This is a genomic window from Rhodanobacter hydrolyticus, assembly GCF_044904645.1.
In genome coordinates this window covers 422,572-436,529 of the sequence record NZ_JADIKK010000008.1, presented here as the reverse complement: position 1 = coordinate 436,529, position 13,958 = coordinate 422,572, and the positions used below count along the sequence as shown (strand labels likewise).

General features: G+C 65.0%; 8 protein-coding genes. 3 read left to right on the top strand and 5 right to left on the bottom strand.

The window, feature by feature from the left end; genetic code table 11:
* Positions 1 to 9: 9 nt before the first annotated feature.
* The 3 genes from ISP25_RS04400 to ISP25_RS04390 are packed head-to-tail and all read right to left on the bottom strand — an operon-like array spanning position 10 to position 5,797.
* Positions 10 to 3,132: an efflux RND transporter permease subunit gene (locus tag ISP25_RS04400; RefSeq protein ID WP_404611957.1), complete on the bottom strand. Its 3,123-nt coding sequence runs from the start codon at positions 3,130 to 3,132 to the stop codon at positions 10 to 12.
* A complete protein-coding gene (locus ISP25_RS04395) occupies positions 3,129 to 4,295 on the bottom strand; it encodes an efflux RND transporter periplasmic adaptor subunit (protein WP_404611955.1) in 1,167 nt (388 codons plus the stop codon). The genes ISP25_RS04400 and ISP25_RS04395 overlap by 4 nt, the downstream gene beginning before the upstream one ends.
* 2 nt (positions 4,296 to 4,297) lie before the next feature.
* Entirely contained in the window at positions 4,298 to 5,797 is a 1,500-nt protein-coding gene (locus ISP25_RS04390) for an efflux transporter outer membrane subunit (protein ID WP_404611953.1), read from the bottom strand.
* Positions 5,798 to 6,485: 688 nt separating this feature from the next.
* On the opposite strand from ISP25_RS04390, the gene ISP25_RS04385 reads away from it, so the two are divergent.
* The 3 genes from ISP25_RS04385 to ISP25_RS04375 all read left to right on the top strand — a co-directional run bounded on the left by ISP25_RS04385 (position 6,486) and on the right by ISP25_RS04375 (position 9,206).
* Positions 6,486 to 8,387 carry an AI-2E family transporter gene (locus ISP25_RS04385; RefSeq protein ID WP_404611951.1) on the top strand — a complete coding sequence of 634 codons (1,902 nt, stop codon included), beginning with the start codon at positions 6,486 to 6,488 and terminating at the stop codon, positions 8,385 to 8,387.
* Between the two features lie 277 nt (positions 8,388 to 8,664).
* The gene (locus tag ISP25_RS04380) at positions 8,665 to 9,021 is read left to right on the top strand and encodes a YciI family protein (RefSeq protein ID WP_192157296.1); all 357 of its coding nucleotides are present in this window, start codon (positions 8,665 to 8,667) and stop codon (positions 9,019 to 9,021) included.
* Positions 9,018 to 9,206, top strand: a complete 189-nt coding sequence (locus ISP25_RS04375; RefSeq protein WP_404611949.1) for a hypothetical protein — start codon at positions 9,018 to 9,020, stop codon at positions 9,204 to 9,206. The genes ISP25_RS04380 and ISP25_RS04375 overlap by 4 nt, the downstream gene beginning before the upstream one ends.
* 192 nt (positions 9,207 to 9,398) lie before the next feature.
* Here the strand turns inward: ISP25_RS04375 and ISP25_RS04370 are convergent, their stop codons facing one another.
* Entirely contained in the window at positions 9,399 to 10,760 is a 1,362-nt protein-coding gene (locus ISP25_RS04370; RefSeq protein ID WP_404611947.1) for a thioredoxin family protein, read from the bottom strand.
* The gene (locus ISP25_RS04365) at positions 10,750 to 13,800 is read right to left on the bottom strand and encodes a TonB-dependent receptor (protein WP_404612084.1); all 3,051 of its coding nucleotides are present in this window, start codon (positions 13,798 to 13,800) and stop codon (positions 10,750 to 10,752) included. The genes ISP25_RS04370 and ISP25_RS04365 overlap by 11 nt, the downstream gene beginning before the upstream one ends.
* Between the last annotated feature and the right edge of the window lie 158 nt (positions 13,801 to 13,958).

The window sequence follows — 13,958 nt, the reverse complement described above, 5'->3', positions numbered from 1 at the left end:
GACGAAGGATCACACCTGCAGGCGGTCGTCCTTGCGCGCGACGAGGCTGTACAGGGCGGGCATCAGGAAGATGCTGATTGCCAGCCGCGTGAACAGGCCGCTGACGATCACCAGCGCGAACGGCTTTTGCGTGTCGGTGCCGACGCCGACCGCGATGGCGGCCGGCAACAGGCCCAGCGCGGCCACGAGCGCGGTCATCATGATCGGGCGCAGGCGCAGGATCGCTCCCTCGCGTATGGCCTCGTCGATCGGCGTGCCGCCCAGGCGCAACTCGTTGACGTAGGAGATATAGACCACTGCGGTCTGCACCGACACGCCGAACAGCGCCAGGAAGCCGATGCCGGATGACACGGAAAACGGCGTGTGCGTGAGCCATAGAGCGACGATGCCACCGACCGGCGCCGACAGCAGCACGCCGAGCACGGTGATCAGCGGGAACTTGAAGTTGCCGTACAGCGCGAACAGCAGCAGGAAGATGACGGCCAGCGTGAGCGGCAACACGATGTTGAGTTGCCGGTGCGAGGCCGTGTATTCCTTGTATTCGCCGCCCCAGTCGAGACGATAGCCCTGGGGCAGTTTCACCTGCTTCGTGACCTGCGCCATCGCATCCTCCACCGCGCCGGCGAGGTCGCGGCCCTGCACCGAGAACTGCACGCCGATATAGCGCGAATCGTTCTCGCGGTAGATGAAGGAGGCGCCGTTCTCGACCGTGATGTCGGCGAATTCCTTCAACGGGATCTGCTGGCCGCCCGGTGTCGCGACCGGGATGTCGCCGATCTGCTGCGGGTTGTTGCGGTACTGCGGGAGCAGGCGCACCACCAGGTCGAACTGCTTCTCGCCCTGTACCACCTCGGTGGCGACGTCGCCGCCGACCGCGGTATTGATCAGATTGTTGATGTCGTCGACGTTGATGCCGTAGCGCGCGGTCTTGGCGCGGTCGATCTTGATCGCGAGATTGGGCTGGCCCAGCTCGTGCACCAGCGTCACGTCGGTGATGCCGCGCACTTTCTCCATCACCGCCTTGATCTGCTTGCCCTTGGCCTGCAGCGTGCGCAGGTCCGACCCGTACACCTTCACCGCCAGCGCGCTCTTCAGCCCGGTCTCGGCCTCGTCCACCGCATCTTCGGCGGGCTGGGTGTAGTTGAACTGGATGCCAGGGAATTTCTGCAGCTTGGCGTCGATCGCGGCGATCAGCGCCTGCTTGTCGCGGTAGGCACCATGCCATTCCGAATACGGCTTCAGGCCGACGAAGAATTCGTCGTTGAAGAAGCCGGTGGAATCGGTGCCGTCATCGGGACGCGCCAGTTCCGATGCCACCGTGGTGACGACCGGGAAGGAGCGCAGAACTTCGCGGATCTGCGGCGAGATTTTCGCGGCCTCGTCGAACGAGATCGTGTAGGGCATCGTCGCGCGCACCCACAAGGCGCCTTCATCGAGCTGCGGCATGAATTCCGCGCCCATGAAAGGCACCAGCAGCAGAGACAGACCGAGCAGCGCGAGCGTGGCGATCGTGATGCGCCACGGATGCGCCAGGCACGTATCCAGCCATTTCGCATAGCGCGTCTTGATGGACTCGAAGATCGTGTTGCGGCGTTCGCGCACGCCCTTGCGCATGAACCACGCGCAGAGCACCGGCAGCAGGGTCAGCGTGACGATCAGGGAGCCGACGATCGCGAAGATCATGGTGTCGGCCATCGGCTTGAACAGCGTGCCGGACGGCCCGCTCAACACGTAGATCGGCAGGAAGCCGGCCACGATGACGCCCACCGCGTAGAACAGCGGGCGATCGACCTCGGCCGCCGCGTCGCGGATGACGCCGCCGATGTCCAGCGAAGTGCCCTGGCGCAGAGCGAGTTGGCGGTAGATGTTTTCCACCATCACCACCGCGGCATCCACCAGGATGCCGAAGTCCACCGCACCGATCGAGAGCAGGTTCGCCGAGGCGTTCTGCAGGTGCAGCCCGCAGAACGCGAACATCAGGGCCAGCGGGATCGTGACCGCGACGATCAGGCCGGCGCGCAAGTCGTACAGGAAGAACACTAGCACCGCGATCACCAGCAGCATCCCGACCAGCAGGTTGTGCCGCACCACTTCCTTGGTCTGCTGGATCAGGTCGGTGAGGTCGTAGAACGGATGGATCTTGACGTCTTTCGGCAGGATCTCGTCGTTGAGTTCCTTGGTCTTGGCCTCGACACGCTGCAGCACGTTCTGGGTCTTGGCCCCGGTCAGCGTCAGGATCACACCCTCGACCGCGTCGTCCTGGCCCATGTAGCCGAACTCGCCCAGGCGCGGTGCAATGCCGATCTCGACCTTGCCCACGTCCTTCACCAGCACGGGTGTGCCGTTGTGCACGGCCAGCACCACGTTGCCGATGTCCTCCAGCGTCACCATCCGCCCGAGTCCGCGCACGTAGAAGAACTGGCCGCCTTGCTGGTAGAAGCCGCCGCCGGCGTTGCTGTTGTTCGCGGTGAGCGAGGCTTCGATCTGCGTCACGCTGAGGCCCAGCGCAGCGACCTTCACCGGGTCGAGCAGCACCTGGTATTGCATGTTGCCGCCGCCGAACGCGGAATCGTCGGCGACGCCAGGCACCGACCGGTACTGCGGCGCGATCACCCAGTCTTCCAGGGTCTTCAGCTCCATCGGCGAGCGGTCGGAGCTCTGCAGCACGTAGCGGTAGACCAGGCCGGACGGCGGCGACATCGGCGAGAGCGATGGCGTGACGCCGCTGGGCAGGGTGATGCCAGGCAGGCGGTTGTACACCTGCTGTTGCGCGAAATAGTCGTCGACGCCGTTGGCATAGGTGAGCGTGACGTCCGACAGCCCGTAGAGCGAGATCGAGCGCTTGGTCACCAGGCCCGGGATCGCGTTCATTCCCAGTTCCACCGGCACCGAAATCAGGCGTTCGACTTCCTCCGCCGAATGGCCGGGCCACTGGGTAATGATTTCCGCCATGGGTGGCGACAGATCCGGATACGCATCCATCGGCAGGGAGTTGTAGGCCCAGATGCCGGCGACCGTGAGCGCGCACGACAGCAGCACGATGAGCAAGCGCTGCTGCAACGCGAAGGCGACGATGCGGTTGATGATCGAAGCGTCGCGCTTCGATGCGTCGGGGGGCGGGGCGGCGATCATTGGGTCTGGATGAAATTGAGGAAGATCGCGCCGTCCATGACCACCTTGTCGCCGGTATGGAGGCCTTGCGGGATCACGTAACGGTCGTCGATCCGCTCGCCCAGCGTAACGGGCATGCGTGCATAGCCGCCGTCCTGCGCGACCACGTAGACGAAGGGCAGGTTCTCGTCGTCGCGCAATACCGCCGATACGGGGACCAGGATGCCCGTCCGTGCGTCGCGCGACCGGATCCGCACCGAGACGTACATCTGCTGCTTCAATACACCGTCCGCATTGTCGACCGCGACGCGGGCGGTCGCCGAACGCGTATTCGGGTCGATCACCGAGCCGACGTTGGTGACCTTGCCGGCGACGGGTTTGTCGCCGTCGCCGATTTCGACCTCGGCGGGATCACCTACCTTCACCGCACCGAATTCGCGGTCGAACAGTTGGCCCATCACCCACATCTTCGAGGTATCGGCGATGGTGAAGCAGTCGGTGGTTCCCGCCGACAGCAATTGCCCAGGCGTGATCGACTTGACGACGACGGTGCCAGCGATCGGGGCGCGGATCACGCCGGAGCCGCCTGTGACCGGCCGGCCGGCCTGGATGTCGGCGATGGTTTTCGGGTCGACGTGCAAGCCGACCAGCACCTGCAACGCCGCATCGCGGTCGGAATCGGCACCAGCCGCGTCGGATTGCGCCTGCGCGTATTCGCGCTGCGACACCGCCTGGTGTGCGTAGAGGTCGCGGTCGGTCGAGGCGATCTGGTCGGCCGCCTTGGCCGCGGCCAGGTTCTTGCGGTACGTGTCTATCGCGGCGGCGAAGTCGGGCGAATCCACGAGGGCCAGCGCCTCTCCCTGCTTCACCGTCTGGCCCAGCGTCACCAGCAGTTTCGCGACCGGCCCCGAGATCGGCGCGAGCACGTCGGTCGAGCGGTTGTGGTCGAAATCCACCATGCCGGTGGTGTTGATCACGGTCTGGTAGGACGAGGGTTCGACCGTGTACAGATGGATGCTCTGCTGCTGCGCCTGGGTCAGGGTGACGTTCTGCGGCGTCGTCGCAGCGGACTCCGGTTCGCCCGTATTGGACGAGCAGGCGCCAAGTGCGACAGCCGCGAGCAGGACCGCGAGCGCAGCGCCATGGCGCATGGAGGCAGGGAAGGGCGAGGCAGGTTTATTCATCGTCACTGCGTGCTCAGATCGGAGTGGTGCCACCAGCCGCCACCCAGCGCCTGGTACAGCGCGGCCGTGTCGGCGAAGCGATTGGCCTGGGCTTGCACGAGGGTGATTCGTGCCTGCTGCCAGGTTTGTTCGGCGGTCAGCCATTGCAGGTTGCTGGCATAACCGGCCTTGAGTTGGTGCTCGGTGAGGTCCAGCGTCAGCTTCGCGGCCTGCTCGGCCTTTGCCGCGGATTGCAGCGCCTTCGCGTCCTGATCGAGTGCGACCAGCGTGTCGGCGACGTTCTGGAACGCCGCAAGCACGGTGCTGCGGTATTGCTCGTCGGCCTCGACAAAGGCGGCCTTCGCCGCGCGCTGCTGGTGCAACAGGGTGCCGCCCTCGAAGATCGGTGCGGTGATGCCTGCCGCCATGTCCCAGAAGCCGGTGCCCCCGGTGAACAGTTTGGAAAACTCCAGCGAGGTGCTGCCGGTGTCGGCGGTGAGCGTGAGGTTAGGCAACCGCGCAGCCGTGGCCACGCCGACCTCGGCGCTGGCGGCATGCAGGTTGGCCTGCGCCTGGCGCACGTCCGGCCGTTGCGCCACCAGGGCCGAAGGCAGGGAGAGCGGCAGAGCCTCGGGCAGGTGCAGGCTGTCCAGCGTGATCTGGTCGCCGGCTGCCTGCGACGGGAAGCGGCCCGCCAGCACCGCAAGCAGGTCGCGTTGTTGCGCCAGTTGCTTCTCCAGTGGCGGCAGTGTTGCCTCGGTCTGCGCCAGTTGGGATTCCTGCGCGGCCAGATCGACCCGGCTCGCGTAACCCTTGGCGAACTGGTAGCGCAGGATGTCGAGCATCTTCGTGTTCTCGTCGACCAATTGCCGCGTGGCGTCGATCTGCGCCTGCAGTGCGGCCAACTGGATCGCCGCCACCGCTACGTTCGAGGCCAGCGTGTTCCAGGCCGCGATCATCTGGAAGCGTGCGGACTGCTCCTGCGCCTTGAGCGACTCGACCGAGCGCCGGTTCGCGCCGAACACGTCGGGCGTGTAGGAAATCGAGAGCTGCGGCGTGTACAGGTTGTACAGGAAGGCATTGGAATCCGGCACGGGAGCCAGCGAACCGGCCTGGCGCTGGCGGCTGGCCGACAGGTTCGCCGACACGCTGGGGAAGAATGCGCCGCGTTGCGCCAGCATGTTCTCGTGCGCCACGCGCAGGGCTGCCTGCGCGGCCTTCAGGTCCGGGTTGTGCGCCAGCGCCTGCTTGATCAGCGCGTCGAGTGGCGCGCAATGGAACAGCGTCCACCAGTCGCCGGGAATGTCCGCGCCCGAATCGAAATGCTGGGCCGAGCCGGCTGCCACGCCTGGCGTGGCAGCCGTCGCCGCAACGGGATGCGGGGTGTAGCTGCTGACGGCAGGTGGCGCAGGCGCCTTGAAATTCGGGCCCACCGCGCAAGCCGCAAGCAGCATGGCGGCGGCCGGCACGGTGAATCGCAGGGCTTGCGCCACGGGGATGCGGACAAACGGCAAGGCAACCATGGCGAACCCGTACTCTCCTCATGCATTGTTCTGCCAAGCGGCATGGCCGCTTGAACCTGGCGAAAGACGAACTCCGCGTCCCCTCATGCTTCGACTCTGGACGCCGCCGCCGCGCGGACATCGCTTGGATGCATTGCGTGCGGCAGAAAGCTCAGGACCGGATCAAGAGGTGCAAGCTCCCGGCGCTGCTTGTCGCAGGCACCTCGAGCGAGCACAAGTCGCTGAAGATATTCCCTCATGGCAGGCGCGGCAACGATGAATTTTCTTGCGGTGGGGCCATCGCGATGGGGTGCGTATCCAACCGTCCTTTCCTGTCCATTCTTTCGAGCTTGCGGCGCGGACGTTTGTGTCATTGCAAGGAACAAGGTGGTTTCGGATGCCTACCGGCGTCAGGTTTTCTTCTCTTTGCTGGCCCATGCCGTCGCGGGCGCGATGGCGAACGGCGAGGCTGGCCGATGGGTCGAGAGCAGGATGCCCTGACCAAAGAGAAGCAAGCCGGAGAAGCGGCCTGGCTCAAGCCGCCGGGACTGCCGGTGCGTTGTGTCGCGGATTTGGGGAGTGCTTTCGCCCGTGCGACAGACGATGCGCTGCGCCGTGTCTGGGAACCGGGGGGACGTAAAGGCGCGATTGAAGCAAACGGCGCTGGCGGAGGCTAAGCTGCTCTCGGTGTCCGGCCAAAGGGGTAAAGATGTCAACGAACGAGGTTGCCGCACCCAGGTTGCAGGCGATGGGGATACTGGCCACCGCCGCGATGCTTGCTCTGCTGTACTTCGGGCGCGAAGTGCTGGTTCCCGTGATGCTTGCCTTGTTTCTCGGCGCGCTGCTGAACCCCTGGGTGCGGCTTGGCTTGAGGCTTGGGCTCGGGCATGGCCTCTCCGTCCTTCTGGTGGTGCTCGTCACCTTGGGCATCACGCTCGGGATGGCTCTCGTGCTCGGTTCGCAGGCGACGCACCTGGCGCGAAGCCTGCCGCAGTATCAGTCCACCATCCACGCCAAGTTGCAAACCCTGCGTGGCCTGACGGTAGACCGTTTCGAAAGCATGCAAGGCGAATTGGGCCGCGTCATCGAGCCGGCGACCTTGCCTGCCGGACCGGAGCAGACTGCTGCCGTCGCGACAGTCCCCAGTCCAGCGGTCGTCCCTTCCGATGCATCGGCCGCCATTCCGGGTACGTCGCTGACCATGCTTTCGCACCTGCTGACGGTGGCATGGGTGCCGTTGCAGACGGGCGGCATCGTGCTGGTGGTTCTGGCGTTCGTCCTGCTGGAACACGAATCCTTGCGCGACCGCTTCATCCGCCTGGCCGGGGGCGCCGACCTGCGCGCCACCACCATGGCGATCAACGATGCGGCGGAGCGCCTTTCCCGCTTCTTCATATCGACGTTCTCGGTGAATACGGCCGTCGGCGTGGCGATCGGGGCCGGCCTGTGGTGGATCGGCTTGCCCAATGCGCTGCTTTGGGGGGCGCTGGCGGCGATATTCCGGTTTGTGCCTTATGTGGGCGTGTGGCTGGTGGCCGGATTGACGGTGCTGTTTGCCGCCGCCGTGGTGCCGGGCTGGTCGCTGGTGGCGATGACGGCGATCCTGTTCGCCGTCGTGGAACTGATCGTGTCGCAAGTGATCGAGCCGCTGCTCTACGGACACACCACGGGACTGTCGCCGCTGGCGGTGGTGGTCGCCGCGATTTTCTGGAGCTGGTTGTGGGGGCCGATCGGTCTGGTGATGTCCACGCCATTGACCTTGTGCCTGGTGGCGGCAGGCCGGCACGTGAAAGCCCTGGATCTGTTGACCATCCTGCTGGGCGACGCGCCTGCGTTGACGATGCCGCAGCGGCTCTACCAGAGGGCGCTTTCCGGCGACGCCCAGGAAATCCTGGACGAGGCACGCCGCTATCTCAGGAGCAGAACCTTCGGTGCCTACTGCGACGCCATCGTGCTGCCGGCCCTGCAGTTCGGTCGCATGGACCTCGAACGCGGGGTGATTCGCGCCGAGCAGCTGAGGATCCTGCGCGAAACCATCGTGGCGGTGATCGAGACGCTGAGCGGGGAAGGGCGGACGCGGTCATGGCGCCGGCGTCGCCCGGGTGTCCTCAACGAGGCGAATATCGGGCGCCAGCTCCGGCAACGCCGCGAGGAGACGCATGGGCGCTGGCAGGGCTCGCTGGCGGTGCCCGCCGGTTCGATCGCGATTTGCATGGGGATGGGAACAGCTTACGACGACCTGACCACGGAGTTGCTGACGCGCGTGTTGCGCGGATTGCGTGTCGATGCGCGCCATCTGGCAATCGACGATCTGCAGAACTTCGACGACGAGCCGCACCCGGATCTCACCCCCGGTGCGGTCGCGTTGATCTATCTGGTCGATACCGGAACCGAGGCGATGCGCGAGCGCGTGGATGCGCTTGCCGCGAGACTGCACCAGCGCATGCCCGGGGCTCGCATCATTGTCCTGTGCCTCCCCGGGTTGCTGGCCCCGAACCCGCTCGACTTGTCCGAATGCCCGCATGTCGATGCCGTGACCGGTTTGCTGGAAGAGGCGGCGCAGTACGCTCTTCCGGTCGCAACGAAGACCGGCGTCCAAAACGTGGCTTGAAGCGGCGACGAGGCGCCTTCTCCGGAGCAGGTCCCGGGCGTGAGATCCAACCGCCCGGTTCGGAAATCTTGCAAGGAGCCGACGGGAAATCCTGAAGGCGCCAGAGGCGACAGAGAAGCCCAATGGCCAATCGGAAAGATGGCTGGGCAGCCGATCCACGTTTTGATGCGAAATAGCCGAGATTTTTCCGGGCAGCTTGTCGAATTCCGGCCGCGCCGTTCGTCGCTATGGCAAAGGTTGGTTACCCGTCCGGTCGATGCCCTGTCAGGAGACGAAAATGCCGCAATATCTGATCTCTACCTACATTCCCGATGACTTCGATCCGTCGCTTGTCACCAAAGAGACCATCGATGCCATCCACGCGCTCAATCGGGAAATGATTGCGGCTGGCGTCAGGAAGTTCGCGTGCGGCCTGAGCCCGAAGGCCGTAACAATCCGATCGCAGCCCGACGGTGAAGTGGTCGTCACCGATGGACCGTATGCGGAGGCGAAAGAGTTCGTGGGAGGTCTTTCGATACTGGAAACCGAGAGTCTGGACGACGTGCTGGCGTGGGTGCGCAAAGGCGCCAAGGTGATTCCTGGCGTGGCCGAGGTGCGGGAAATCTTCTTCAATCCGGCTCCCGCGGAAAGTTGAGCGACAACGTCGGCAGCAGGCGCACTTTGCGTGAAAAATCGGGCGTCGGCGCGTTTCTGCGCGGAATGGTCGATCTTCGGAAGCGGGTACTGTGCAAGAACAAGATCGGCGCAACGGCTGTCACGGACTTCGCACTGCTAGCAAGGCCCGACGCCCTCTTCCGCACGTTGGAAAGAAGATTTTGAACGGACTCCTGGAACAAGGGCGGGGCGGCATGGACGGAGAGAACGCCTCAGTCATGGACTGAACTCAAGGTCCTGGCGCCAGCCTTACGCGCACCCAAGAACTGAGGCCGGTGCTTCCACGACCAAGGCGCTTTCTCTCCCATGCGGAGACGAGAAAACGCCTATGCGACGTGGCTGTCCGTTGGCATCACGTTACGACTGGAGCTCCGCCTTCAGTGCGGCTGCCTGCCTCGGGTACCACGGGCCGTTGGCAGCCAGCACGTCGCTGGCGAGCTTCCTGGCCTCGGCATCCTTGTGCAGTGCCTTGAGCGCGCGTACCTGCTGCAAGGTTACGGCCAGGCGGTTGGCACCGTAGGACTTGTCCGCCGCCTTGTTCAAATAGGGCAGCGCTTCCGCCGGGTTGCCGCCATCCAGCAGGCTGCGGCCATAGCGGTAGGCGTAGACGTAATCGTCGGGATAGGCGGCGATCAGCTGCCGCTGCACGGCATCCAGTTCGTCCTTGCGTCCGGCGCGAACGAGATAGGCACGCAGGTTGTCGGCCTGGTTGCGATCGCTGGCGAGGTTGGTGCCGAGGTGCTGGCGGGTGAGTGCGATGGCGCGGTCGAGCACGGCCTTTTCGGCGGCGCTGTCGCCCAGCAGCTTGTCGACGTCGGCGCTGGTGAGCACGGCGCTGCGCTGGTCGGCGCAGGCGGGTGAAGGGACCAGCACCTGGGTGTTGACGTAATCGTCCAGTGCCGCGCGCTGCGGTGCCAACAGCGCCTTGCGCCTGGCCTCGGGGAGCTTGGCGCTGGCTTCGAGCAGGTTGTCCAGCACATAGGGACGCTGGCAGCCGATATTCTGCGCCAGCACTTTCTGCGCGCTGCGTATCACGGCCGGGTCGTTGTTGGCGTCGCTTGCCTTGAGCAGGGTGAGCTGGTCGAGCGCCAGCGTGACGCGGGGCTGCTTGCGCGCGGCTTTTTGCGTGGCGGCCGGCAGGCTGGCGAACCAGCCCAGGCCTGCCACGCCGTCGTTGCGGGCCTGGTAAGCCTCCAGTGCGTTGGCGACGTCATCGACGGAACCCTGCCTGGCCTGCTTCTCGAAGTCCTGCAGCGTATCGCCGTGCGCAAGGATGGCGTCGATGCGTGCGTAGAACTTGTCGCGCGGCTGTTCTGCCGCGATGCGGCCAAGCTCGTTGCCGTTGGCATCGAGCACCACGTAGCTGGGCAGGAAGCTGATGTTGAGCTTCTTCATCCAGAGTTGCGCATCAGGCGAATCGGCATCGGATTCCACCACGATGGCTTTGTGCTTCACCGCATTCCATTCCGGCCCGGTCAGCACGTGACTGGCCATGTAGTAGCAGGAGTAGCACCACACCGCGGAGAAATCGACCAGGACCGGACGATGCTGCTGCGCGGCTTCCTTGAGTGCCTCGGCGACGGTGGCGGGCGCTTGTTCGTCGGCCGCGTGGGCCAGCACCGGAGCCAGCAGTACGAAGGAGAACGCCAGCGTCGCCTGGCGGAGCAAGCTTGGGAAGCGCATGGGAATGGCCTTGCGGGTGGTGGCGTCAGAAATCATAGGTGGCGCTCAGGCGTGCGAAGCGGGGCTGCTGGCGTACCACGGCCGAACCATACAGCGGGTCAGGGGTGTTCGGCGAAATCTGGTAGTACGGATAGGCGTTGAGTATGGCCTGCGAATTGAACAGGTTGAACACGCTCAGCGACAGGCTGAGCTTGTGGTCGGCGAAGGCCGGGCGATACGTGACCCCCACGTCCACCTGCTTGTTCCACGGCAGGCGGTGCGTACCCGGCGGCGAGGGCTGGCCGCCGCACCAGTGGTAATAGCTGCCGTAGCCGTCCGGGTCGGTCTGGTTCGGGCCGTAGAAGCCCAGGCAGTTGCGCGGGTTGCCCGACACCAGCGACAGGTTGCCCGACACCAGCCATTCCGGCGTGAACTGGTAGTAGCCGAACAGCTTGATCTGGTGCCTGTGGTCGTTGCTCTGCGCGCCGTTGCTGTAGGACATCAGTTCCGGGAAATCCCAGTCGATGCTGGTGGACGCCGCGGTCTGCTGGATGTCCGAGCGCAGTTGGCCCTCGGTGTCGCCGTAGCTGTGCGAGAGCACGTAGTCGATCTTGCCGTACCAGTGGCCGTCGAACGGATGCTCCAGGAAGGTTTCCAGTGCGTCGTACTGGCGCTTGAGCTGCGGGAAGCCGAACTCGGCATTGGACAGCGTGACGCTGCGATAGGCGCCGCTGGTATCCACCACGGTGAAGGTATTGGCGCGCCCCGGGTTGATCAGATAGCAGCTGTTGGTGGCGCTGACGTCGTAGCCCAGCGCCGCGGCCTTGGCCTCGATGGTGGCCACGTCGCAGTAGTCGTCGATGCCGTTGCGCAGCACGCGCCGGGTGAGCTTGGCACCGTAGGTCCACGCCTCGCCGAGGGTCTTGTTGAAGCCGAGGATGAATTCGTCCTGGTACTCCGACTTGATGTTCTGCGCCGTCACCGTCTTCGGGTCGGGCAGCACGCCGTAGGTGTTGTTGGGCGACACCGGATTGGAGAACGCGGTGACGCCGGTGGGCGTTCCGTCGGCGGCGATGCCGCTGTAGGTGAAGTATTGCTGGGTCGCCACATAGGCGCCCGCGGCGTTCAACGCGGGATTGAGCGGTAGCCCCAGGTAGTAGCGGCCGGCGTTGCCGTAGACCTTGAAGCTGGCATCGCCGTTCACGTCCCAGCTGAAGCCCAGGCGCGGCGCCCATTGCGCGCTGCGCTGGCGGATGTAGGGCTGGCCATCGGCGTTGTAGTCGGTGAACTGGTCGTTGCGCAGGCCCAGCGAGAGCAGCCAGCGGTCGTTGAGCTGCCACTTGTCCTCGATGTACTGCGCGCGCTGTGCCGAGCGCACGCTGGCGATGGAGCTGTCGACATACTTGATGGCGTAATAGCCCGACGCACCGCCCGGGTAATTGGCCGGCGCGCCCACGCCGAGATTGGGGATCAGCGCGACGGTGGGTGTCGTGGTGTAGGCGTAGTCCCAGTAATAGCCGGGCCCGGAGGTCTGGCTGCCCTGGTCGATGGCGCGCGAGTTTTGGTTGTCGATGCCGACCGACAGCGTATGCGGGCCCAACTGGTAGCTCAGGTCGATGCGCAGGTTATTGGTGGTGTCGTGGCGGTTCGGGTTGTACAGCGAGGAAGTGACCTGGCTGTTGCCGATGGGCGATCCACCGCCGAGGTAGGCCGGGTTCTGGTTCTGCGTGCCGGTGACGTAGGTGAGGTCGCTGTCGTAGTTGCCCGGCACGTCGTAGTTGGCCAGGTTCATCTTGCCGTACAGCGCCGAAAAGGTGAGGTCGTCGGTGACGTAGCTGGTGAACTTGGCGGTGTACAGGTTGCCGCCGGTCTTGGTGTTGTCCGCGTCGTTGATGAAGCTGCCGCGCGCCAGCGTGCTGTAGTCGTAGTTGTAGATGCTGCCGGAGGTCTCGTCCTTGTTGGACGCGGCGGTCACTTCCAGGATGTTGCTGTCGGTGAGGTTCCAGTCCAGCTTGGCGTACCACTTCGGCAGATCGTAGTGGTAGCTCACGTAGGGCGAGGCGCTGCTCACGTTGTTCACCGTGTCGCCTTCCTGCCTCGATGCTTCGGCGGCCAGGAACAGGAACAGCTTGTCCTTGATCAACGGGCCGCCGAGGTAGGCGTCGTAGGTGGTGGTCCATTCGCGGTTCTTGCTGTTCGGGTCGTACAGGCTGCCGGCGATGGGCGAGGCGGGCAGGCCGTTGGTGTAGTAGGTGTTGGTGCCATTGGCCTGGGCGAACTCCGGCTGCCACAGCACCTGCGCGCCGAAATGCCACTCGTCGGTGCCGCGCTTGCCGACCACGTTGATCACGCCGCCGTCCGACCGCCCGTACTGCGCGCTATAGCCGCCGGTATAGATCTCCTGTTGTTCGATGGCGCCGTAGGGCAGGGTGAGGCCGCCCAGCCCGCGTTGCGGTTCGGTGGTGTTGAAGCCGTTGATGTAATACGCGTTCTCGCTGGCCGACGAGCCGCCGAAGGTCGCCAGCGACTGGCCGGTGGGGCCGGTGTAGCCGCCGCTGTTGTTGACCACGCCGGGCGCCAGCAGGGCGATGGCCTCGGCCGAACGGGCCAGCGGCAGGCTGGCCAGTTCCTGCGATGTGATGACGGTGCGCGAGTCCACGGTGGTCACGTCGATGGCGGGCGTGGCATTGGCCGTGACGTTGACCGCGCCGAGGTTCTTGGCCGCCTCGAACGAAACATCGGTGCCTGCACCCACGCGCAGTGAAATGTCATTGCGCGTGTCCACGACGTTGCCGCCACGCAGCAGCGACACCGCATAGGTGCCCAGGGGGAGTTCCGTCGCGTTGTAATGGCCATGGCTGTCCACCGTCACGGTGCGGCTGATGCCGGTGCTGCTCTTGATCAGGACGCTGTCGCCGCGGGCATCGGGCACCTGGCCGAAGATGCTGCCGGTGGTGGACTGGCCCAGTACGGGCGCGGCATTGAGCGCGAGCAGGGTGGCCACGGCAAGGGCGCCAAGACGAAGTCGGGGAAGGCTGGAGCGATTCAAGGGCTGATTTCTCTCGAGGGGACGGGACGTGGGGGCCGCCCGGCGCATCCATGCGCAGGGTGCAGGCTGGGATTGGCAATGCATGACCCCATGCCAGGAAGAGGGGAGGGAGCCGTTCCTGGCGGCCTGCCGGCTTGCCTCGCGTCACGTCGCGAGGTGCCGGGCTGGATGTCGATGTAATCGCATCTTTGAATCGGTTTAAAGAC